The organism is Hathewaya histolytica, assembly GCF_901482605.1.
GTDB lineage: Bacteria > Bacillota > Clostridia > Clostridiales > Clostridiaceae > Hathewaya > Hathewaya histolytica.
This window is the reverse complement of sequence record NZ_LR590481.1, coordinates 1,622,813-1,647,430: the sequence shown is the minus strand read 5'-3', so window position 1 is coordinate 1,647,430 and position 24,618 is coordinate 1,622,813. Positions and strand designations below refer to the sequence as shown.

Here is a 24,618-nt window from a genome sequence, read left to right as displayed (position 1 = left end):
GTCAATATATAATATAGTTTATGAAATAACTAAAAAAGAAAGATGATTTACCAATTAATTTTTAAAAATAAGTAAGGTAAGGTGAAAAAATGTTTATAGATACTGCGAGGATTTTTGTTAAATCAGGTGATGGAGGCGATGGTGCCATTGCCTTTAGAAGAGAAAAATATGTAGATTTAGGTGGTCCTGCTGGTGGTGATGGAGGAAAAGGTGGAAATGTAATTTTGGTAGCCGATAAAAATATGACTACACTAATGGATTTTACTTATAAAAAAAAGTATTTGGCTGAAAAAGGGGACAATGGAGCAGGTTCTAAATGTTACGGAAAAGATGGAGAAGATTTATATGTTAAAGTTCCAATGGGAACTGTTGTAATAGAGTATGATTCAAACAAAGTAATGAAAGACCTTTCAAATCATGGAGATACTTGCATAGTAGCTAAAGGTGGAAAAGGTGGAAAGGGAAATGCAAAATTTGCAACACCTACAAGACAAGCACCGCAATTTGCTGAACCAGGCATGCCAGGGGAAGAAAGATATATTAAGTTAGAACTTAAATTACTTGCCGATGTGGGCTTAATAGGATTTCCTAATGTAGGTAAGTCTACTTTACTGTCTGTAGTTTCTAAAGCTAGACCTAAAATAGCAAACTATCATTTTACGACCTTAAAACCTAATTTAGGAGTTGTAGCACTTAAAGGTATAGAAAGCTTTGTTATTGCTGATATTCCTGGATTAATTGAAGGAGCGGCTGAAGGTATCGGACTTGGAATTGACTTTCTGAAACATGTAGAGAGAACAAGACTTTTAGTACATGTGGTTGATATTTCAGGAATAGAGGGTAGAGATCCAGTAGAAGATGTTAAAAAAATAAATGATGAATTAAAGAAGTATAGTGTGAAGTTATGGGATAGACCTCAGATAATAGCTGCGAATAAGTCTGATATGCTTTATGATGAGGAATTATTTGAGAGTTTTGAGAAAGAGATAAAAAATTTAGGATATAACAGAGTATTCAAAATTTCTGGAGCAACAGGTGAAGGAGTAGAAGAATTAATGAAAGAGGCTGCAAGAGTTTTATCTACAATACCTGTTACAGAATTGGAGATATCTGAAGAAGATAAGTTTATTGAAGAGGAAAAGAAATTTACTTATGAAATAGATGATTCTGTTGAAGGTGTATACCAAATTACAGGAAGCTTTGTTGATAGGGTTCTTTATGCAGTTAATGTTAATGATCCTGATTCTTTAAGATATTTCCATAAGGTGCTTAAAAACAAGGGTATTTTTGAGGAATTAAAATCAATGGGAATAAAAGAGGGTGACCTCGTAAGAGTAAATGATTTTGAGTTTGAATATTTATTATAATTAGGAGGACTATGATGATAACTTCAAAAGAAAGAGCGTATTTAAGATCTCTTGCACATAATATAGATCCTATTTTTCAAGTTGGTAAATTAGGGATAGAAGATAGCTTTTTAAGCCAAGTAAGAGACGCTTTAGAGGCAAGGGAATTAATTAAAATAAACGTATTAAATAATAGTGGAATTACTGCAAGAGAAGCAAGTGAAATACTATGTGAAGAACTTCAATGTGAAGGTGTACAAATTATAGGTAATAAGGTTGTTATATATAAAAAGTCTACAAAAAAACCTAAAATTGAATTATAATATTAGTAAGTGCTAGATAACCTAGCACTTACTAATTATTTACCTAATTATGAAAAGGAGTAGTTCTATATGCTTAAAAAAGGTATTTTTGGGGGCACTTTTGATCCTATACATAATGGGCATTTAAATATAGCCTATGAAGCTTTACATAGATTAAAAATGGATGAAATATATTTTGTTCCTACCGGAAATCCTCCTCATAAGAATCTAGGTAATATAACATCAGCTAATTTAAGATACGAAATGGTTAAAATAGCTATAAGGGATGAAAAGGCTTTTAAGGTTTCAAATTATGAAATTAAAAAGACTAATAGGGGATACACGTATGAGACCTTAGAATATTTCAATAATAAAGAAAAGAATACTATATGGTATTTTATTGTTGGAGCTGATTGCTTATTTAATATAGAAGATTGGAAAAATACATATGATATATTCAATAAGTGCATTCTTGTAGTCTTTGGAAGAAAGGGGTATAATGAAAAAGAATTACTAGAACAAAAAAAACATATAGAAGATAAGTATAATACAAGTATAATATTTATTAATACACCACTTTTAGAGATATCATCCACGGAAATAAGAAATAAAATAAACGAAAATATCAGAGTAGATTTTTTAATGCCCAAAGGTGTATACAATACCATAGTTAATTTTAATTTATACAAGTAAGGCTTTAGGCGGTGAGGTTATATGTGGACAGAAAACGAAATACAGCAGTATCTTAAAAGATTTTTAAAAAAAGAAAGATATGAACATACTTTAGGTGTAGCAAAATCAGCAGAAGATTTAGCAAGAAGGTATGGGGCTAATATAGAAAAAGCTAGGTTAGCATCCTTAATCCATGATGTAGCCAAGTACAAAAGCAATAAAGAAATTCTTACTATCTTAAAAGAAGAAAATATCAATATAGATTATGTTATAGAAAAAAATCCTCAAATTATGCATGGGACTTGTAGTGCGTATATAGCAAAGCATGAAATGGGCATAGAAGATGAGGATGTTTTAAATGCTATAACCTATCATACTACTGGAAGAGAAAATATGTCTTTACTTGAGAAGATAGTCTATCTAGCTGATCTAATTGAATGTGGCAGAGATTATCCTGGAGTTGAAAGTATCAGAGAAGAATCAATAAAAGATTTAGACAGAGCTCTAATATTATCTTTTGATAATACAATTAATTTTGTTATTAAAAGAAAAGGATTAGTACATCTGAACACTATAAAAGCTAGAAATTATTTATTAAGCAATATTTAGTGAGGTTATCTATGAGAGAAAAAAATGTAAAAAAGAAAGATGTTAACAATAAAAAGACAGTTAGGAATAAAAAGAGAAGGAAAAAGAAAAAAGTATTTAGAAAAATTATTTTCCTATTAGTAATTTTTTTGTTAGGTATGGGAATATATACGTTATATAATATAAGTAAACTAAATAATAAGGCTGAAAAATTAGAATCAAGTATGCCTGAAAATAAGGATTTTGTTAATATCTTAGCAATGGGGGTAGACATAGGAGATCCTAAAAATCCAAATGATCCTAAAAGAACTGACACTATGATTTTAATTAATTATAACATTAAAAATGATAGACTTGCTATGATATCTATTCCTAGAGATACTTATATTGAAATTAATGGGCGACCTAAAAAAATAAATCAAGCCCATGCTATAGGTGGAGTTAAAACTGCTGTAAGTGAAGTAGAAGAACTTTTAGATCTTAAAATAGACTATTATGGAAAGATAGATTATTCCGGCTTTAGAACACTTATAGATGCTATGGGTGGAGTCGATATGGAGATTGAAAGAAATATGAAGTATGATGACGAAGGTCAAGATTTACATATTGATTTTAAAAAAGGCACTACAGTTCACTTAGATGGGAAAAAGGCAGAGGAGTTCTTTAGATGGAGAAAAAACAATGATGGTACAGGATTTGTTGATGGAGATATTGGAAGAATTAGAAATCAACATCAGTTTATGAATAAGGTTTTTGAAAAGATAAAAAGTCCTTCAATAATACCTAGAATTCCAAGCATAGTAAACACCTTACCTGAATATGTAGAAACTAATATGAGCTCTACAGATATTTTAGCTTATGCTATGAAATTTGCTAGGGTAAGCAAAGAAAATATGTATGTAAAAACTTTGGGCGGAGAAGGTAAATATATTAAAGGGATATCTTATTTTATCTATGACCCTAAAGCAAGTTCAGAAATACTAGGAATGATACATAATCCAGGGTATACCCACATTGTTAAAGATAAATTTAATATAAAAATATTAAACGAAACTAATAAAGTAGGATTAGCTAAAAATATGAGCGAAAATGTATCTAAAAAAGGATATAAAAATATAACCACAGGAAATATTACAGGTACAGATAAAACAAAGATTATTTTTTATGGTATAAATGAAGATACAGCAAAAATAATAATGAAAGATTTTAATATATCTAATGTTGAATTTAAAAAAGAAAAAGAAGGTGAGTTTGATGTGGTCGTGTATTTGGGACATGATCATGAATATATAAATAATTAACTTAGGGGGAATTTATAATGAAAGAAATTATTTCTACAGAGAAAGCACCAAAAGCAATAGGACCTTATGCACAAGGGGTAAAATTCCATGAATTTATTTTTACATCAGGTCAACTACCTATAGATCCAATAACGGGAGAAATGGAAGTTAATGATATACGAAGAGCTACAGAGTTATCCATAAATAATATTAAATCTATTTTAGAAGAAAAGGATAGCTCTTTAGATAAAATTATAAAAGTAACTATTTTTGTAAAAGATATGAATATGTTTACAGATATAAATGAGGTTTATGGAAAATTCTTTAGTGATAATTCACCAGCAAGATCTTGTGTTCAAGTAGCTAAATTACCTAAAGATGCTTTAATAGAGATAGAAGCAATAGCTTACGCATAGAAATATATATAGTTTTAACAATTTGGAAAGGAACTTTTAAAAAATAATGAGGAGCAATTTTTTACAAATAAGAGTAACGGAAGAACTGGATAAAGTAAAGCTTAGAAATTATCTCAAATACCATGTAGGCCTTTCTAGTAGACTTATAAAAAAGGCTGCTATGGAAAAAAGAATCTTGGTAAATGAAGAAATTATAAAGCTTAATTACGTAGTAAAAAAAGAGGATGAAATAAAGATTGATTTAAATAGAGAAGAAAGTCAAAATATAACTCCTCAGAATATTCCTATTAATATTATTTATGAAGATGAAGATATTATAGTAGTAGATAAAGAACCTTTTATGGTTGTGCATCCAACTAAAAGTCATAAAGAAGGTACTTTGGCAAATGGAGTTCTTTATCATTTTAAAGTGAATGGTGAAGGTTGTATAGTAAGGCTTGTAAGCAGACTAGATATGGACACTTCGGGGCTTGTAATAATAGCTAAAAATCAACATTCTCACATGAACTTAGCTAAAGATATGGAAAACAATAATATAGATAAAATTTATCTTGCTATTGTGCATGGTAAGTTAAGTGAAAAGAGTGGAAAAATTGACTTGCCTATAGGTAAGCCTTCTTTCGAGTCTATAAAAAGAGAAGTAATGAAGGAAGGTCAAACATCTATAACTCATTATGAAGTTCTTGAAGAGTATAAGGATGCTTCTTTGGTTAAGTTAAAGCTAGAAACAGGAAGAACTCATCAAATAAGGGTTCATTTAAGTCATATAGGTCACCCTATATATGGAGACGCCTTATATGGAAAAGAAGAAAATGAGTTAATTCAAAGACAAGCATTACATGCATATAAATTAAAATTTCTTCATCCTAAGAATAGAAATCAAATGAATTTAGAAGCTTCTATACCAAAAGACATAAACGATTTATTAAAAAAGCTTAAAGTTAGTAAAATTTAGTTTTACTAACTTTAAGCTAATTTTTTTGAATCTACCTACGACGTGTTTTTCTAAGATTTTTTTTATAGGAACTATTTAAAGTTCTTCTTGATCTTTTATATCTTTTACTATTTGATATTATAGTTAGTATGATTAGTACTGCTATAATGAATAGTATAAAGTATATAAGATATTTTAGTATTTTGTTTTTAAAAAATGAAGTGTTTTTAGATTGTGAAAATACAGATTTTATAGAAGTATGATCTTCATTGCTTACGAGCTTTATAGGATAATCTTTTCCTGCATAATTTAATTTTAAATCTGTTATAAAATCACCTTTTTTAATATCCTTATCTTTTAAGTTTAAGTCTCCTAAATTGAGAGTTGGTATGTTTAATTTTTCATCTTTGCCATTTAAAATGGAAGAAAAAACATCTCTATCGGATACTAAAGAAATATTTTCATTTTCACTGATTTTATAGTTATATAGTGGTTCATTTTTTGAAACTATTTTTTTTGTTGTAAAGTTATTAAAGGCATAGTTAAATAGAACGACAGAATCCTTGTAAAATTGTTTATCTTTATCATGAATTAAAGATACAATATACTGTTGATTTTCTTTTTTACTACTTACAACATAAGAATGTAGGGAATCAATAGTATAACCTGTTTTTGCAGCTTCACAAAATTCATAATATTGTTTTCCAGTTTTATGAATAAGTTTATTACCATTCCATAGAGGTCTTGGATTTTTAGATTTATTAGTGGGAGGTATATTATACTGAGGAGTTTTAGATATCTCTAAATATTCCTTATGCTTTGTAACCTCTTTCATTATTAAAGCTAAATCACGAGCTGTTGTTCTATGCTTAGGATCATAAAGCCCATGAGGATTAACAAAATTAGTGTTTGTACAGCCAAGTTCTTTGGCTCTTTTATTCATTATGTTAGCAAATTCTTCTTTACTTCCACCTATATGGTCTGCAAGGGCTGTAGCACAGTCGTTTGCAGATGATAAGAGCAGAGCATATAATAAATCTTTTACCTTGAATTTTTCACCTTCGAATATGTATATTTTAGAACCATCTACATTTTCACAGTTTTTCTTTACAATAACTTCATCATCTAATTTACAGTTCTCTAAAGTCAAAAGGGCAGTCATTATTTTTGTTGTAGATGCTGGAGCGTATCTAGCATCTATATTTTTCCCGTAGATTATTTCTCCAGTTGACCCATTCATTATTACAGCACCGTCTGCAGAGACAGTAGGTTCCTTAGGTAGTGGATTACCTAAGACTGTTGTTAAATTTAATCCTAAAACAGATAAGGATAAAAAACAACTAAGTAAAAAGTACAAAATATTTTTATGAAACCTTTTCATAAAGTCACCTCAGTTAATTAAAAGAATTATATATTAATTAGTATATCAAAAATATGTTAAGTTTACGAGGAGATTTAAGATATAAATTTAAGAAATTGGCAATAATTTTACTATATACTAATTAAATTATAGGAGGTAGTTATGAAAAATAAAGAAAAGATTTTTGGTTCTATTGGTATTCTCCTTATTTGTGTAATTTTATTTATTGGAGGATATTTCATTAATAATAATAAAAATAATCAATATAAAGACATTTTTGATGATTATGATATGGAAAAAACTGAAACAGTATATAAGTCTAAAAACCCTAAGGATATAAAGCAAAATAAAAATAATAAGGATAATCATAAAGACGGGAGCGAAGAAGTTTCAAATCATAAAGGTGAGGAAGTAAAAGGAGACGAAGATAGTACAATAAAAGTGGATATAAAAGGAGCTGTAAAAAAACCTGGAATATACACTTTAAGTGCAGAAAGTAGGATTTCTGACATTGTGAATATGGCTGGTGGATTCTTACAAGAGGCAGAACTTATAAAGGTGAATTTATCAAAAAGATTACAGGATGAAGATTTAATTTACATACCTAAAAAAGGTGAGAATATAGACCCTAGTATAGAAGCTGCTTTAACACAGGGGATAGATAATAAAGCAAATAAAGAAAATAGCCATAAGGCTAATGCTAAAGATAAAAGTGAAAAAATAAACATAAATAAGGCAAGCGTAGAAGAGTTAAAAACATTACCTGGTATAGGTGAGACACGAGCTAATAGTATTATCCAATATAGAGAAGAAAAAGGTGGATTTAAGTCTGCAGATGAACTTAAAAATATATCAGGCATTGGAGATAAAACTTTAGACAAATTTATACATAAGGTAGACATTAAGTAATTATTATTATAAAATATGCTTGAATACTCAAACTATATTTTTATATATAAAAGAGTGAACAAATGAGGTGATACTTATGAATAAAAGACTGACAGAACTTTCAAAAACTTCTGGATGAGCAGCTAAAATTGGGCCGGAGACCCTTTCAAAGATATTAAATAAATTACCTAAAATGGAGGATGAAAATCTTTTAGTTGGTATAGAAACAGCTGATGATGCTGCAGTGTATAAGCTAACTGATGAACTTGCAGCTATTCAGACTTTAGATTTTTTTACTCCTGTAGTAGATGATCCATATATGTTTGGACAAATAGCAGCGGCAAATTCCTTAAGCGATGTTTATGCAATGGGAGGCAAACCCTCTGTAGCTTTAAATATAGTATGTTTTCCTAATTGTCTAGACATAGATATTCTTGGTGATATACTAAAGGGTGGTGCTGATAAAGTTAAGGAATCTGGAGCGGTTGTAATAGGTGGACATTCAGTTTCTGATGATGAGCCCAAGTATGGTCTTTCAGTTATGGGAATTGTACATCCTGATAAAATATTAAAAAATTATGGCTCTAGGCCTGGAGATATCTTAATTTTAACTAAACCATTAGGAACAGGAATACTTAACACAGCAATTAAGGCAGGATTAGCATCAGATGATGCATATAATAAAGCTGTAAAGGTTATGAGCACCTTAAACAAATACTCTGCAGAAATTATAACTAAATATGAAATTTCAGCTTGTACTGATATTACGGGCTTTGGAATAATGGGACATTGCTATGAGATGGCTGAAGGGTCTAATGTCACACTAAAGATTTATAGTAGCAAGTTACCATACATAGAAGAAGCTGAAGAATATGCTAAAATGGGATTAGTTCCAGCGGGAGCATATAGTAATAGAAATTATTTAGAGGGAAAATATGAAATAAGAAGATCACAATCATGGATAGATGATTTATTGTTTGACCCACAAACTTCAGGAGGATTATTGGTTTCATGTTCTATGGACGAAGGGGAAAAGATAATTAAAGAATTAAATACCTTAGACATAAAGTCTTCTATTATAGGAGAGGTAACAGAACTTAAAGATAAATATATTATTGTGGATTAAAGGAGAATATGGGATATATATGAATAGGGAATTATTAAGAAGTCTACCTAAAACTGATGAGTTATTAGAAAATGAAAAGATAAAACAGGCATTAAAAAGCTCTATGAGAAATGTTGTTGTACAGTCTTTAAGGGATTCCATAGATTTTTATAGAAAAGAGATTTTAGAAGAGAAGATAGAAATCTTTACTACAGAAGAAATAATAGATAAAACTCTTGATATACTAGAAAGTAAAAATAGTAATAAACTTAAAAAAGTTATAAATGCTACAGGTACTGTTATTCATACTAATCTTGGCAGGTCTATTCTTTGTAAGAAGGCAATAGAGTCTGTAATAAGCGTAGCAGAGAATTACAATAATTTGGAGTATGAGCTTTCTACTGGGAAAAGGGGTTCTAGATATTCTCATATAGAGGAACTGTTAACTCAAATAACCGGAGCAGAATCTGCTTTAGTAGTTAATAATAATGCTGCAGCAGTAATGCTTGTTTTAGATACTTTATGTAAAGAGAAAGAAGCTATTGTATCTAGAGGAGAATTAGTAGAAATAGGAGGATCTTTTAGGGTTCCAGAGGTAATGCGTTATAGTGGAGCTACACTAGTGGAGGTAGGAACTACAAATAGGACTCATATCTATGATTATGAAAACAATATAACAGATAATACAGGTGTACTCTTAAAAGTTCATACGTCAAATTATAGAATTTTAGGATTTACCGAGACAGTACCTCTAGAAGAACTTGTTAAATTAGGTGATTCTAAAGAAATACCTGTAGTTGAAGACATTGGTAGTGGAGTTTTAATTGATTTTAGTAAATATGGATTTACATATGAGCCTACAATTCAAGAAAGCATCAAAAAAGGGGTTGATGTAGTAACCTTTAGTGGGGATAAGATGCTTGGTGGACCACAATGTGGTATTGTAGTAGGAAAGAAAAAATTTATAGAAAAAATGAAGAAAAATCAAATCACTAGAGCATTAAGAGTTGATAAGATGACATTAGCAGCCTTAGAAGCTACGATAAAATATTATCAAGAAGAAAAAGAGGCTATAGAAAATATACCAACTTTAAATATGTTACTTACGGATAAGTTGAAATTAAAAAAAGACTCTATGAGATTGAAAAGAAGATTAACAAATAAAATTAAGAAGATTCAATTTAAAGTAGAAGAAGACTATTCAATGGTAGGTGGAGGTTCTATGCCTACTGAAACTATAAGCACCTATGTAATAAAGGCTAATTCTGAGGAAATTAATGCAGAGAAAATAGAAAAGTTTTTAAGAGAATATAAAATACCTATAATCGTTAGAGTTTATGGTGGAGAAGTTATAATGGATATTAGAACTTTATTTGAAAAAGACTTTAGTACTATTGTTGATGCATATACAGAGTTAGAGAAAACAATTTAATAAGGATTTTATTTTAGAGGAGGGTGCTTATGAAAAATATAATTATAGGGACAGCTGGGCATATAGATCATGGAAAGACAACATTAATAAAAGCACTTACTGGTAAAGATACAGATACTTCAAAAGAGGAGAAAGAGAGGGGCATTTCTATTAATTTAGGATTCACTTACTTTGATTTACCCTCTAAAAGAAGAGCAGGAATTATAGATGTACCTGGTCATGAAAAATTTGTAAAAAATATGCTTGCAGGTATAAGTGGCGTAGATATTGTTTTAATGGTTATTGCAGCAGATGAGGGTGTAATGCCCCAAACAAGAGAACATTTTGAAATTCTTCAACTTTTAAATGTTAAAAAAGGCATAATAGTTTTAACTAAAACTGATATGGTTGATAGTGAATGGATTGAGATGATAGAAGAGGATTTGAGAAGTTATTTCAAAGGTACATTTTTAGAAAATTCACCTATTCATAAAGTGTCTTCTAAAACAAAAGAAGGAATTGATTTACTTATAGGAGATATTGATAAATTAACGGAGGAAATATCTGAAAAAGATGTGGAAGGACACTTTAGACTTCCAGTAGATAGAGCATTTTCTGTAAGTGGTTTTGGTACAGTAATCACGGGTACCATAATTAGTGGCTCTGTAAGAGTTGGAGATACAGTAGAAATTTACCCCAACAATATAAAAACTAAAATCAGAAGTATACAAATCCATGGGGAAAGTAAAGAAGTTGGAGAAGCAGGTCAAAGATGTGCACTTAATTTATCAAATGTTAAACTAAGTGAGGTTAAAAGAGGAGATGTTATATCTGGAGAGGGGCTTATGGAATCTTCAATGATCATTGATTGTAAGCTTTATTATTTAAAATCGATGGACAAACCTCTATTAAATAGACAAAGGGTAAGATTATATCATGGTACTAATGAGATTCTGTGTAGAGTAATAATTTTAGATAGAGAAGAATTAAATCCAGGTGAGAGTACATTTGTTCAATTAAGATTAGAGAGTGAGTTAACATCTCAGAGAAATGATAGATTTGTAATAAGAAATTATTCCCCTATGTATACTATTGGTGGTGGAATTATTATAAACCCTGTGAGTAAGAAGACTAAAAGATTTGATAAAGACTATATTGAAGAGTTAAAAATAAAAGAAAGTGGAAAAACAGAAGGAATATTAGAAAGTGCTATTAAAAAAATGAGCAAAGATTTTCCTGAGATAACTACACTTGTTAAGGCTTTAGGTAAGAATGAACAAAATATAGAAGGAAATATAGAAGAATTAGTAAGTCAGGGTAAGGTTATAAAACTAACTTCCGTAGATAATCCCATATATATTCACAAAGATTATATAGAAAGTAGAAAAAAAGATATAATTAATATTTTAAAAGCATATCATTTAAAGAATCCACTAAAGATAGGAATGGGAAAAGAGGAAGTTAAAAATAAAATATTTGGTATAAAACTAAAACAGAAGGCTTATGACGAGATTTTAAACATTTTAAAGGAAGAAAAGGCTGTAAGGTTTAGCGAGAATTTCTTGTTCTTATATGACTTTGATATAAAACTTAGTAAAGAACAAGAAGCAATAAAAAATAAAATAATATATGAATATAAAAAGGGTGAGTTTAATCCTCCTAAAATATCAGATATAATGAATGATGAAAAAGATAAGAAAACATTTAAAATGGTTTATGATATGTTAGTCGATAATGGAGCCTTAATAAAGCTTTCTTTAGATAGTATTCTTTTAAAGGAATACTATGATAGGGGTAAGGATAAAATAGTTAAGCATATAAAAGAAAAGGGGAAATTATCTACATCAGAAGGTAGGGAGATACTAAATACTAATAGAAAAACTGCGGTATCACTTCTTGAACACATGGATTCACTAAAAATCACTAAAAGAGTAGAAAATGACAGAGTTCTATTTTAGATTAGATTAAATAATACTTTAATCTACAAAACATACTAAAAAGAATGAAGAAGTTATCTAAAAATACAAAAAAATCATTGATTAATAACTATCTATATGATATACTAATGCTTGTGTTAAGGGAGTAGATAGGTGCTGGTGTGCCTGCCAGTCTTCAAAACTGAGTTGTCGTGCTAAGACCACGATGGGTGGGTTCGATTCCCACATACTCCCGCCAAAAAATGACATATAATGACGGGTTAGGATACATATTTTATTTGCTATCCGACCCGTCTTTTTAATTATATAGAAACTTATTATTTAAATATAATGGGAAGTCACAATTTATGTGACTTTTTATTTTTTTGGTATATATTTAATTTTTTTATATTTCGATGCAAAAGGTATATATTTTATTTATTTTAATTAAAAATAAAATTAAAATAAACTAAAATGTTTAATATGATGATATAATATAAAAAGATGTTTAATTAAATTATAATCATAATTTTAATATATTTATGAATTTTTATATTTATATAAAGGGTGGGGACTATATGAAAGATTGGTATAAAACTTCATACAAGAATGTATTGGAGGATTTACATTCAGATTTAGAATTAGGACTTAATTATGATAAAGTAGAAAGAAATCGAGAGGCTTATGGTAGAAATATTATAAGTAATCCTAATAGTACTTCCATGTTTAAATTATTTTTAAAAGAAATTTTTCAAGCATGGTTTATTTGTAGTATTATTCTTATGATAATTTTATATTATTTAAATCTTAGATATATATTTGTTATTTCATTTGGTTTAGTTGGTATTTTATTTTTATTTTTTTTAATTTTAGACTTAGAAGAAGAAAAAAAATTAAATTCTTTAGCGGTATTAAATGATGCTACTGCTAAGGTTATAAGAGAAGGAAAAGAAGAAATAATTAGGGTAGAAGATCTAGTTGTAGGTGATATAGTATTTTTATTCAAGAATAGTTATGTACCAGCAGACATAAGGGTAATTGAAGTTAATAAATTAAAAGTAAACGAATTGCCTATAACAGGAAAGGACTATTTAGTGGAGAAGTTCCCTGCAAAGTTAGAGGGAGACTTAAGTATAGATAAAATGAGTAATATGGTATTCAAATCGACTATAATAAAAGAAGGTAGCGGATTAGGAATAGTAGTTTCTACAGGAATGGATACTAAAATAGGTTCTTTTATGAAAACATTAAGCCTTCACGAGAATCATAAAGAGTTTTTCATAAATGAAGTAAGAAAAGTCATGAATAAATTTGCTTTAGCCGGGATAGGTTTAAGTTTATTATGCGGTGTTTTTGGATACACCTTAGGTGTAGAAAGACAGATACTTACAGAGATTATAGCTACTTTAATTTTTGTAACCTTACCTGTACAAAATATAATAGTGTTAGTTATCATATTATTTATATATATGAAAAAGAAAAGAACGGATGGAGTTTTTTTGAAAAATATTTCTTGTATAAAACATATAGCTAAAACTCAAACTTTATTTTTAAATAAATATGGTATATTAAGTAAAGATGAGATGATTATAAGAAAAATTTTTGTGGATGATAAGTTGTTGTTTATTAAATCTAAAGGTAGTTTTGAAATACAAAAAATATATAAGGACCAACAGGAAATAACTAAAAAAGATATTAATAATTTTAATTACGCTACTTTAGAGAGACTTATTAATATTTCTTTACTATGTAACGATTCCGATTATACAAGAGAAAATGAGGAGTTTAAGGGAGCTTCTAAAGAAATAGCAATGATAAAATTTGGACTTAATAATTATATAGATAAAAAAGAATTAAATAATAAATATAGTAGGATATTTAAAGTTCCTATAGAAGGAAATAATGGTATAAAAACTACAGTAAATAAGGTTGAAAATAATTATAGGGCAAATGTAGTTGGGAATCTGGATGTGATTTTAGAAAATTCAACCCATATATTAAAAAGTGGTATAGAAGTTGAACTTAAAAATGAAGATTTAGACAAAATAAAAGAAAGTGCACTAGATATGGCTATTGAGGGGATGGAAATTACAGCCTTTGCTTATAGAAACTTTAACTATGAACCTTCTAAGGATGAAAATATAGAAAGCAATCTTGTATTTGTAGGGCTTATAGGTTTTCTAAACCCTATAAAAATAGAAACATATAGTTTTAAAGATACCTGTAATGATTTAAATGTTAATCCTATAGTATTTACAGATGATAATAAAATGGTGGCGAAGGTATTTGGAAAAGAAATCGGTATTATAGGTGATACTAATGAAATTTATTCTGGCGTAGAATTTGATTTTATGTCTTTAAAAGAATTAAATAATGTTGTTTCTAAGGAAGTTTTATTTTCTAAATTAGATGAACATCATAAAGAGATAGTAGTAAAAGGCCATAAAGATAAAAAATATTATACTTTAGCCATAGGAAATAAATTAATTGATTTGCCTTATATGAGTAAGGGAGATATAAGTATTTCTATGGGGAAAAATAGTAGCAATATTGTTAAAAAAATAAGTGATGTGTTCATAGACGACTTAAATATAAATAAAATATTTAAATTAATATTTGAGAGTAGGTTCATAACTAGATTTTGTAAGACCTTAATCTATGAGACTTTCTTATGTTCTAGTATTTTTATTTTTTATTTAATTTTATCTTTAATTTTAAATAAGGGTAAAATATTATCTTTATATGAGGTGTTTTTGATTAATATTCCTTTAGTAATTACCAACTGTATAGTAATACTTATGGAAGATAAAAGGAGTATTTTTAATAGAGAAGAGCCTAGAACGTATTATGGTGAGAAAGATTATAATCTAAACCTTTCTTTTTTGTTAATGAAATCTATTGGTATAGCTTTGATATCATATGTTTTTTATAGTTATAGTGTGAGTAGGTTTATAGATATACCTAATAGTCTTATATTGTTTTTTAATTTGGGTATTGGAATAGTTTTTACACCATTAAATTTAATAAACAATGGAATTATATTTAAGAATCTTGTATCTAATATACTAGTTATTTTAAATATACTATTTATGTTTTTTATTACAAGTGTATTAGGAAGTATGAAAGGGTTTAGTTTTATTATGTTTAGTAAAGAACACTATGTTTTTATTACGGCAATATTAATCATTCACTATATATTCAGTCTTTCTTTTAAAAAAGTTTCTTATGCCATAGAGGAAATGTACATGGATTATTATTAATAAATATGCAATTTCAAAATTTTGCAACTTAAGCAGAATAGGAGTTTTTAAGAAAAGTGGCTTAGTAATTTACTAGTTATGGTTTATAAATATAACTGTAGGGGTATAATCTTACTATTATTATTTATTTGGAGATAATAAAATGAAGAATGAAAAAATATTAGTAGGAAACCCTATAGTTTATTATGCCATAGCTTTATTTTTAGGAAGTTTTAGTTTCACAATATTCTATGAAACTGTTATTATTTTTGTAGTCTTTACTACAATCTTTTTTTTGTTTATTTACTTTACTATTGATATAAAATTTTCCAATATAATAGTATTATTTTATATTTTAGGATATTTTTTTAATATATTTTATTTTTCTTATAATTTGCCTAAAAAACATAGTGAATTAGTTGTAGATATAACATACGATAGAGGATTTTTCAAAAGAGGAGCTTTAGATGGAAGATATGTTAATTTACTAGGTTGTAATAAGGAATTAAAAAAAGGAGATAAAGTATATATAAAAGGAGATTTTGAAAGAAATATAGATATTTCTGCAGGAGTAATAGGTGAAATTAAAGTAAACAGTTCAAGAAAAATAGGTGAAAGCAGACTTATAAAAATAAATAATATAAAAGATAAAATGTATAAAGAATTTAACAGTATATTAGGTGAGGAAAATACAAGCATATTAATGGCTCTTGCATTTGGAGAAGAGGATTATATATCTTTGGAAGATAAAGAAGATTTAAAGACCTTAGGGGTGGTTCACGCCATTAGTGTATCTGGTTTTCATATGATTATAATATTTAAAATTTTAGATTTTATTCCTATGCTAGGTATTAAAAGTTTTATAGCATTTTTATATGTTATTTTTACTGGAGGAAAACCATCTACCTTACGTGCTTTTCTAATGATATTAATTTTAAAACTTTCTCCCAAACTATTTAAAAATTATAGTGTGTTAGGAGCGCTAAGCTTTTCAAGTTTACTTATTCTATCTATACGACCATATTATGTAGTGAATCCAGGATTCGTACTCTCTTATTTATCTGTAATTGGAATAATTTTATTTAATAAAAAGATAAGTAAAAAACTATACGTTCTTCCTAAATATCTAAGAGAATCTTTAAGTTTAACCCTATCTAGTCAAAGCCTATCAGCACTATATTCTATAGTGTTATTCAAAGAATATTCTTTAGGTGGATTTCTGGGGAATATTTTCTTAATTCCTATATATTCTATACTAGTAATTTTGGGTAATATAGCCTTAATATGTAGAATGGTAACTCCTTTATTTAATTTTATATGTTATACTATCTTATCTTTAATGGAAGGGTATAACATTGTAAAAAAAGTTCTTCTTTTAATAGTACCTTCTAATATAAAATTAGATTATTTTCATGTGATTTCTATCGTAATTCTATTTATATCATATATTCTAATAAAAAAAGGGTATAAATATGCTAAGTTTAGCACAATATCAATTTTAATTTTTTATTTTCTTTCCACATTTAGCTTTACTCCAGAAATCCATTTTTACAATTTAGGCCATAAGGAATGTGCTATAATAAAATATAAATGGGATAAGATTGCTATTTGTAAGGATCTAGATGATTTAAAAAGAATAAAGGAAGTTGTAGATAAGAGTTTTATAATAGATAATGGAACTACAGAAGAGATAAGTTTAAATAACTATTTTATAAAGGGGAAAACTAACAAAGCTTGGGGTGACAACTTGGTTATAGAGGTAAACAGTGAAAAAAACAACTCTGTAATAAGCACATTACCACAAAAACCTTTGAAAAACTTCTATAATAATTGTAAAATAATTGAGGTTAAAGGTAAAAAACTTTATAATAATTATGGGAAGGTATATGCGAAATTATACTTAATAGAATAGACACCTTTAGGGAGGTAAAAGTTTTGATTCACAATAAGGAGTTTTTAAGGAACTTAAAAGAAGGGAAAATAAATAATTCCTATATATTCTGTGGAACAGATGAAAATATGATTAAAGAAAGTGTAGAAAAAATAAAGAAAAAAGTTTTAAGTACAGATTTTATGGATTTAAATTATGTGGCGTTCCATGGCGATAAGGTAACAGAGGATCAAATATTAAATGCTTGTGAAACGCTACCTTTTATGAGTGATAAAAAAATAGTTTTAATATATAGAGCTTCATTTTTAGATGATAAAGAAACTAAGGGTGAGGGTGAGAAGGTATATAAATTTCTTCAAAAATACATAAAATCTGTTCCGTCCCATTGTATGTTGATCATGTATTATGTGTTTGGGTCAGACAGAGATAAGCCAAGCACTAAAGTTAAGAGATTAGATGGGGTAGCGACCTTAGTAAGAATAGATAAGTTGAAGGGAGAAGAATTAAAGAATAAAGTTAATAAGATTTTTGAAAAAAAAGGAAAAATTATCGGTAAAACAGAGCTTGCTATATTTTGTAATGAAGTTCAAAGCAACTTGTATATAATAGAGAATGAAGTTGAAAAGTTATGTACATATACAGGAGAAAGAGAAATAAAAAAAGAGGATATATATATATTAACACCTCAAAAAAATGAGAATGATATTTTTAATTTAGTAGATGCCATATCCCAAAATAATATAAAGAAATCATTAGAAATATTAAATGAATTAATATTTCGGGGGGAAGTACATTCTCACATATTATATATGATACAAAGGCAGTATAAACTACTTTTAGACGTTAAGTTAAGAGTCCTAAATGGAGAACATAAAGATAAAATAGTTGCTGAGTTAAGGCTAAACCCTTTTATATGTGAAAAGCTTATTTCACAGTGCAGAAGTTTTTCATTAAATTACTTGAAATCTATGGTAGAAGAAAGCTTGAGATGTGAAAAAAATATGAAGACAATGTCTTTAGATTTGAAGACGGAAATAGAAATGCTTATAGTAAAAGGTGCTATTATAAAAAAAGATGCTTAAGGAAAACATATAAGTTATAATTTATAGCTTATATGTTTTTATATTTATAAAATAATAACCGGTGGATTCCACCGGTTTTTAATTATGCCATTGCGTTTAATTTAATTGCAAGTCTAGATTTTCTTCTAGAAGCTTTGTTTTTATGTAGTATGTTTTTTGTTGAAGCCATATCTAAAGCTTTAACTACTTCATTAAACTTAGCTGTAGCATCTTCTTTGTTCCCAGCTATAACAGCAGCTTCAAATTTCTTTATAGTTGTTTTTAAAGCAGACTTAACCATTGTATTTGCAAGAGCCTTATTTTCACTTACTCTTATTCTTTTTTTAGCAGATTTAATGTTTGCCATTCCTTTCACCACCTTATCATCTAATCACATGAATATAACTATACAGCTTATAAAACTGTTTAATAGTTCATATTAACACGTGATATTATAGCATTATTTTGCTATTACTTCAAGTATTAATTAAAACTTATTAAATTGGAATACTAATATATTTTTAGGAAAACATATTTATAAGAAAAGAAAACTTGAAATATAAAAAATATTTGTTTTATTATAATAAGGAGTGATATCGTGTTAAAAAATATTAGAACAGATTTAGCCCTAGAAGCCCAAGAAATGTATAAGGAAGAAAACAAAAATTATATTCCTGGGACTGAAGTTAAGGAATATATAGAAGATGGTATTAAAATTACTGATGTTAGAGTTGTAAGTGAAGAAGGGGAAGAAATAATGGGAAAACCAAGAGGATCATACATAACTATAGAAATTCCCGATTTTGTTTATTATGATAACAATTCTATGGAAGATATAAGTAAGGTTATGGCGAAGACTTTACAGCCCTTAATTAAACTTGAAGATAGTATGACTGTACTTGTAGTTGGTCTTGGAAATTGGAATATCACCCCTGATGCTGTAGGGCCTAAGGCGGTATCTAAGCTTATGATAACAAGGCATTTAAAAGAACTTGTTCCAGATAGTATAGATGAAGGCGTAAGACCAGTTTGTGCCATAGCACCTGGAGTTCTAGGTATAACAGGAATAGAAACTAGTGAAGTTATAAAAGGCGTAGTAGAAAAAATTAAACCTAATTTAGTTATATGTATAGATGCATTAGCATCAAGAAGAACTGAGAGAGTTAATAAGACTATTCAAATAAGTACTACAGGCATATCACCAGGGGCTGGTGTTGGGAATAAAAGAACGGAAATAAGTGAAAAAACATTAGGAGTACCCGTAATTGCTGTGGGGATACCGACAGTAGTAGATGCGGCTACACTAGCCAATGATACTATAGATCTTGTGTTAGATCAGATGATAATGAAAGCTGAAAAAGGCGGGAAGTTTTATAGTCTTTTAAAAAGTATAGATAAAAATGAAAAAGAATTAATGATAAAAGAAATATTATATCCATATGTAGGAGATCTTATGGTTACACCTAAAGAAGTAGATATGGTAATAGAATCCATAGCAAAAATTATTGCAACCGGGGTTAATATAGCTCTTCAACCTGCACTTGAATTAGAAGACATAAATAAGTATATAAATTAAACAGTAATATTGGAAAAAACCTCCTCATATACTATATAGAAAGTTATATATGGGGAGGGGTAAAATGAGTAACAAAGGCGTTAAGTATAATATAAGAAAAGGTAAGAATAATAGATGCGTTTTTAACAGAAACATAAATATTTCACAGAAGAAAAAAATATATTCTTTTTTTATTCTAAGTATATTTGTTGTAAGTATTTTAATTCCAAACAGAATCAATGCAAGTACGGGAAAGGGAAAAAATGATTTTCTATATACAAATTTAATAAAGTTTACTTTTCCGAATATAAAGATTATAAGTAAGGATAAAAATGTTAATCTCCTAGGGTTATTGTTGGGAAAAAAAGACTCTGAAGATTTAATAAAAAATGAGGTTTCTTACTTGAAGAATTATAAACAAAATAAGGGTGCTTTAGATAGTGCGGAACAACATAATTCAGATGAAGATGATAAAGATAGTGAGGCGCTTTTTATTCTGGATGATAAATCTGTCACAAAATTTAAAGATAATGTACAAGAAAAAGAGATAGTTACTCAAGATAGTAAGAATTTTAAAAACTCTCCATTTAAAAATGAAAAAAGGCCTGAAAAACCTCAAGTATTAATATATCATTCCCATACACATGAAGGTTTCATTCCAGGGAAACCACAGGAGAATAATAATGAATATAATATAGTTGCTGTAGGCGAGACATTGAAGAATAATTTAGAACAAAACTTTAATGTAAATGTAATTCATGATAAAAGTGTCCATGATACCACCTACACGAGAAGTTACCAAAATTCAGGAGCGACTTTAAGTAAATATCTAAAACAATATGGGGATTTTGATTTGATAATAGATTTGCATAGAGATTCCTTAAACTCTAAAGAACCAGTAGTATGTAAAGTCAATGGAGAAAATGCTGCTCGTTTTATGTTTGTTGTAGCTACAGAAAATCCGAAATACGCTACAGGGAATAAAAAAGTAGTAGAAAACTTAGTTAATATATCAAATAAAAATTATCCAGGACTTATTAGAGGTAAATCAATATTTGCATATAGAAGAGGTATGGGATACTATAATCAAAACAAAAGTTCAAATTCAGTTCTAATAGAAATGGGTGCACAATGTAATAATATCAGTGAAGTTAAAAATACAGCAAAATATTTATCTCCTATAATTGCGGAATATCTTAAAACAAAAAAATGATATTTAAATGAATAAAATTAATAAAAAAGTACATCCTTATAATGATAAGGAGGTGCTTTTTTGTTAGCTAGAAAAAAGAGGAATGTAACATTTTTAATTGTAGTTTGTATATTTGTGATAGGGTTTTTAAAGATTAATTTTGAAATAACTAAGACTTTAGGTGAAAACAATACTTCACCGATAAAAACATATTATAATCAAAATCCACTTGCGCTAAAAATAGATTTTAAAAAATATAAAATACAACTAAGTAAAGATATTATGTTACAATTTAAAGAAAACCTACAAAATATCATAAAGTAATTGACAAATACTCTCTATTTTATGATATAATTTTAACTGTCAATTCTAAAGAAAAGTAAGCCTTCTAAGTAAAAAGAAGGTTTTAATTTTATTATTGGGGGTAAAAATATGGAAAGTAATAGACAGAAATATATAAGAAATTTCTGTATAATAGCTCATATAGATCACGGAAAATCAACACTAGCAGATAGATTATTAGAAAAGACTGGAACTTTAACTCAAAGAGAAATGGATAATCAAGTATTAGACAATATGGAACTTGAAAGAGAAAGAGGAATTACAATAAAATCACAAGCTGCTAGATTAGTATATAAGGCTAAAGATGGAAATGAGTATATATTAAATTTAATTGATACTCCGGGGCATGTAGACTTTAATTATGAAGTTTCAAGGAGTCTTGCTGCTTGTGAAGGTGCTCTACTTGTAGTAGATGCAACTCAAGGAATTCAAGCACAAACCTTAGCGAATTGCTATCTTGCAGTAGATAGTGATTTAGAGATTTCACCGGTAATAAATAAAATAGACTTGCCAAGTGCAAGACCGAATGAAATAAAAGAAGAGATTGAAGATGTAATTGGTATAGAAGCTAGCGATGCACCACTTATATCTGCAAAAACAGGACTAAATATAGAAGATGTATTAGAAAACGTAATAGAGAAGATACCAGAGCCTTCTGGTGATGAAAATGCACCTCTTAAAGCCTTGATATTTGACTCTTACTATGATAGTTATAAAGGTATTGTAAGCTATGTTAGAATAAAAGACGGTGTTGTAAAAAAAGGTTCTACTATAAAGCTAATGGTTACAGATAAAACCTATGATGTTGTTGAAGTAGGTGTTTTTACACCTGGATATCTTCCAGTAAATGAATTAAGGGCTGGAGATGTTGGTTATATCTGTGCATCTATTAAGAATGTAAAAGATGCTAGAGTTGGAGATACTATAACTGATGCAAAGAATCCTACAAAAGAGGCATTAAAAGGTTATAGACCAGCTATGCCTATGGTGTATAGTGGTATTTACCCATTAGATGGTGCAAAGTATGATGAATTAAGAGAATCATTAGAAAAACTTCAGTTAAATGATGCGGCTCTTGCCTTTGAACCTGAAACATCAATTGCTTTAGGATTTGGATTTAGATGTGGGTTCCTTGGGTTACTTCATATGGAGATAATTCAGGAAAGAATTGAAAGAGAATTTGGTATAGATATTATAACCACTGCTCCATCCGTTGTTTACAAAGTTTATAAAACCAATGGAGAAGAACTTGAGATTACAAATCCAACTAATATGCCAGAACCATCTGAGATAACTCATATGGAAGAGCCTATAGTAAAGGCATCTATAATTACACCTTCAGAATATGTAGGAGCCATTATGGAACTTTGCCAAGATAGAAGAGGGAATTTTATAGATATGCAGTACATAGAGACTACAAGAGTTGTTTTAAACTATGATATTCCATTAAATGAGATCATATATGATTTCTTTGATGCCTTAAAGTCAAGAACTAAAGGATATGCATCTTTTGATTATGAATTAAAAGGATATAAAGAGACCAAACTTGTTAAGCTTGATTTATTACTTAACAAAGAAAAGGTAGATGCACTTTCTTTAATAGTTCCAGAGGAAAGAGCATATATGAGAGGTAGAATAATTGCAGAAAAATTAAAGGAATTAATACCAAGACAGTTATTCGAAATACCAATACAAGCTACTGTAGGTGCTAAGGTAATTGCAAGAGAGACTATAAAGGCTATGAGAAAAGATGTTCTTGCAAAATGCTACGGTGGTGATATATCAAGAAAGAGAAAACTTCTTGAAAAGCAGAAAAAAGGTAAGAAGAGAATGAGACAGTTAGGAAACGTTGAGGTACCACAAGAAGCATTCATGGCAGTGCTTAAAACAGATGATTAAATTAATTTAAATGAGGTAAGAATATGAAGGAAAAATCATTGTATATTCACATACCATTTTGCCCTAAGAAATGTCTATACTGTGACTTTAGTTCCTTTGCTAACATAGAGTATTTAATGGATGATTATGTAGATGCACTATGCAAAGAAATACTTTTCTATAAGAATATTTATAAGTTTAAAACTATATTTATAGGTGGGGGAACTCCCACCTTTTTAAATATACAAAATTTAGAGAAGTTAGGCGAATGCATAAAGGAATTAGATTTAAGTAAAGATTTAGAGTTTACTATGGAGGGTAATCCGGGAACTTTCAACTTACAGAAATTAAAAGCAATAAAAGGAATAGGAGTAAATAGATTAAGTATGGGTGTGCAATCTTATGATAACAATCTATTGGATAAGATCGGAAGGATTCACACTGCAGAAGAATTTGAAAAGAATTATTTTTTATGTAGAGAAGCTGGATTTGATAATATAAATTTAGATTTAATGTTTGGATTACCATCACAAAAACTAGAACATTGGAAAACTACATTGCAAAAAGCAGTTTTACTAAATCCAGAACATTTATCTTGTTATAGCCTGATAATTGAAGAAGGTACACCTTTTTATAAAATGTATAAAGATAGAAAGGGATTACCTACAGAAGAAGAAGAAAGAGAGATGTATAATTATACATTACAATTCTTAAAGCATAAAGGTTATAAACAATATGAAATATCTAACTTCGCTAAAGAAGGTAAGAAGTGTAAACATAATCTAGCTTACTGGGACCTAGAAGATTATTTAGGGTGTGGAACTGCTGCACATTCTTTTATAGAGGGTAATAGAATGGAGAATGTTACATCAATAAAAGATTATATAGACAGAATCAATTCTGAAGAGTGTTCTATAGGCCATAAGCATGTAAACTCAAATACTGAAACTATAGAAGAATTTATGTTTATGGGACTTAGAAAGATAGACGGGATAGACAAAAATATTTTTAAGAACAAATTTAATATTGAAATTCATGATATATATAATAAAGTAATTGAAAAATATAAGAAATTAAATTTATTATATGAGGATGAAAATAAATTAGCTTTAACTAAAGAAGGTATAGAATTTTCAAACACAGTAATGGCCGAATTTATTTTAGACTAAAAAGCATATAACGTAGTAAAACAAAGAAAAATCTATATTTATTGCATAGTAGGCAGAGAAATTCATTTAATAG

General features: G+C 28.4%; 21 protein-coding genes and 1 tRNA gene. 20 read left to right on the top strand and 2 right to left on the bottom strand.

Translation table 11 applies throughout. From position 1 onward, the window contains the following. The first annotated feature begins 89 nt into the window (after positions 1–89). The 7 genes from obgE (at position 90) to FGL08_RS08055 (ending at position 5,559) form a co-directional block, all read left to right on the top strand. Positions 90–1,367: a GTPase ObgE gene (gene obgE, locus FGL08_RS08085; protein WP_138210303.1), complete on the top strand. Its 1,278-nt coding sequence runs from the start codon at positions 90–92 to the stop codon at positions 1,365–1,367. Between the two features lie 14 nt (positions 1,368–1,381). Beyond that, positions 1,382–1,669: a YhbY family RNA-binding protein gene (locus FGL08_RS08080; RefSeq protein WP_138210302.1), complete on the top strand. Its 288-nt coding sequence runs from the start codon at positions 1,382–1,384 to the stop codon at positions 1,667–1,669. Positions 1,670–1,738: 69 nt separating this feature from the next. Beyond that, positions 1,739–2,341, top strand: coding sequence for a nicotinate-nucleotide adenylyltransferase (gene nadD / locus FGL08_RS08075; RefSeq protein WP_138210301.1), 603 nt, complete (start codon positions 1,739–1,741; stop codon positions 2,339–2,341). 21 nt (positions 2,342–2,362) lie between these two features. Next, the gene (gene yqeK, locus FGL08_RS08070) at positions 2,363–2,929 is read left to right on the top strand and encodes a bis(5'-nucleosyl)-tetraphosphatase (symmetrical) YqeK (RefSeq protein ID WP_138210300.1); all 567 of its coding nucleotides are present in this window, start codon (positions 2,363–2,365) and stop codon (positions 2,927–2,929) included. Between the two features lie 11 nt (positions 2,930–2,940). Then, positions 2,941–4,209, top strand: coding sequence for an LCP family protein (locus tag FGL08_RS08065; RefSeq protein WP_243117960.1), 1,269 nt, complete (start codon positions 2,941–2,943; stop codon positions 4,207–4,209). A gap of 14 nt (positions 4,210–4,223) precedes the next feature. Next, positions 4,224–4,604: a RidA family protein gene (locus tag FGL08_RS08060; RefSeq protein WP_138210299.1), complete on the top strand. Its 381-nt coding sequence runs from the start codon at positions 4,224–4,226 to the stop codon at positions 4,602–4,604. 46 nt (positions 4,605–4,650) lie between these two features. Then, a complete protein-coding gene (locus FGL08_RS08055; protein ID WP_138210298.1) occupies positions 4,651–5,559 on the top strand; it encodes an RluA family pseudouridine synthase in 909 nt (302 codons plus the stop codon). A 31-nt stretch (positions 5,560–5,590) separates the two neighbouring features. Here FGL08_RS08055 and FGL08_RS08050 read toward each other — a convergent pair whose 3' ends face one another. Next, complete coding sequence (locus tag FGL08_RS08050; RefSeq protein ID WP_138210297.1) at positions 5,591–6,919, bottom strand: D-alanyl-D-alanine carboxypeptidase family protein; 1,329 nt, start codon at positions 6,917–6,919, stop codon at positions 5,591–5,593. Positions 6,920–7,060: 141 nt separating this feature from the next. Here FGL08_RS08050 and FGL08_RS08045 point away from each other — a divergent pair, with 141 nt between their 5' ends. The 8 genes from FGL08_RS08045 (at position 7,061) to holA (ending at position 18,430) form a co-directional block, all read left to right on the top strand. Next, a complete protein-coding gene (locus FGL08_RS08045) occupies positions 7,061–7,807 on the top strand; it encodes a helix-hairpin-helix domain-containing protein (protein ID WP_138210296.1) in 747 nt (248 codons plus the stop codon). A 76-nt stretch (positions 7,808–7,883) separates the two neighbouring features. After that, positions 7,884–8,912: a selenide, water dikinase SelD gene (gene selD, locus FGL08_RS08040; protein WP_138210295.1), complete on the top strand. Its 1,029-nt coding sequence runs from the start codon at positions 7,884–7,886 to the stop codon at positions 8,910–8,912. A gap of 19 nt (positions 8,913–8,931) precedes the next feature. Next, positions 8,932–10,323, top strand: a complete 1,392-nt coding sequence (gene selA, locus FGL08_RS08035; protein ID WP_138210294.1) for an L-seryl-tRNA(Sec) selenium transferase — start codon at positions 8,932–8,934, stop codon at positions 10,321–10,323. 29 nt (positions 10,324–10,352) lie between these two features. After that, positions 10,353–12,260: a selenocysteine-specific translation elongation factor gene (gene selB, locus FGL08_RS08030; RefSeq protein ID WP_138210293.1), complete on the top strand. Its 1,908-nt coding sequence runs from the start codon at positions 10,353–10,355 to the stop codon at positions 12,258–12,260. Positions 12,261–12,380: 120 nt separating this feature from the next. Further along, positions 12,381–12,477: transfer RNA gene (locus tag FGL08_RS08025), tRNA-Sec, on the top strand. Between the two features lie 319 nt (positions 12,478–12,796). Next, the gene (locus FGL08_RS08020) at positions 12,797–15,478 is read left to right on the top strand and encodes a P-type ATPase actuator domain-containing protein (RefSeq protein WP_171012021.1); all 2,682 of its coding nucleotides are present in this window, start codon (positions 12,797–12,799) and stop codon (positions 15,476–15,478) included. Positions 15,479–15,620: 142 nt separating this feature from the next. Then, positions 15,621–17,369: a ComEC/Rec2 family competence protein gene (locus tag FGL08_RS08015; RefSeq protein WP_138210291.1), complete on the top strand. Its 1,749-nt coding sequence runs from the start codon at positions 15,621–15,623 to the stop codon at positions 17,367–17,369. Positions 17,370–17,392: 23 nt separating this feature from the next. Further along, positions 17,393–18,430, top strand: coding sequence for a DNA polymerase III subunit delta (gene holA / locus FGL08_RS08010; protein WP_138210290.1), 1,038 nt, complete (start codon positions 17,393–17,395; stop codon positions 18,428–18,430). Positions 18,431–18,512: 82 nt separating this feature from the next. Here the strand turns inward: holA and rpsT are convergent, their stop codons facing one another. Beyond that, positions 18,513–18,776, bottom strand: a complete 264-nt coding sequence (gene rpsT / locus FGL08_RS08005) for a 30S ribosomal protein S20 (RefSeq protein ID WP_138210289.1) — start codon at positions 18,774–18,776, stop codon at positions 18,513–18,515. A gap of 231 nt (positions 18,777–19,007) precedes the next feature. Here rpsT and gpr point away from each other — a divergent pair, with 231 nt between their 5' ends. The 5 genes from gpr (at position 19,008) to hemW (ending at position 24,545) form a co-directional block, all read left to right on the top strand. Then, positions 19,008–19,985, top strand: coding sequence for a GPR endopeptidase (gpr, locus tag FGL08_RS08000; RefSeq protein ID WP_279232949.1), 978 nt, complete (start codon positions 19,008–19,010; stop codon positions 19,983–19,985). Positions 19,986–20,049: 64 nt separating this feature from the next. Continuing rightward, on the top strand, positions 20,050–21,177 hold the full coding sequence (locus FGL08_RS07995) for a stage II sporulation protein P (protein ID WP_171012020.1): 1,128 nt from the start codon (positions 20,050–20,052) through the stop codon (positions 21,175–21,177). A 60-nt stretch (positions 21,178–21,237) separates the two neighbouring features. Beyond that, positions 21,238–21,480, top strand: a complete 243-nt coding sequence (locus tag FGL08_RS07990) for a sporulation-related protein NgaS (RefSeq protein WP_138210287.1) — start codon at positions 21,238–21,240, stop codon at positions 21,478–21,480. A 108-nt stretch (positions 21,481–21,588) separates the two neighbouring features. After that, positions 21,589–23,397 carry a translation elongation factor 4 gene (gene lepA, locus FGL08_RS07985; protein ID WP_138210286.1) on the top strand — a complete coding sequence of 603 codons (1,809 nt, stop codon included), beginning with the start codon at positions 21,589–21,591 and terminating at the stop codon, positions 23,395–23,397. 23 nt (positions 23,398–23,420) lie between these two features. Beyond that, complete coding sequence (gene hemW, locus FGL08_RS07980) at positions 23,421–24,545, top strand: radical SAM family heme chaperone HemW (RefSeq protein WP_138210285.1); 1,125 nt, start codon at positions 23,421–23,423, stop codon at positions 24,543–24,545. The last annotated feature ends 73 nt before the right edge of the window (positions 24,546–24,618 follow it).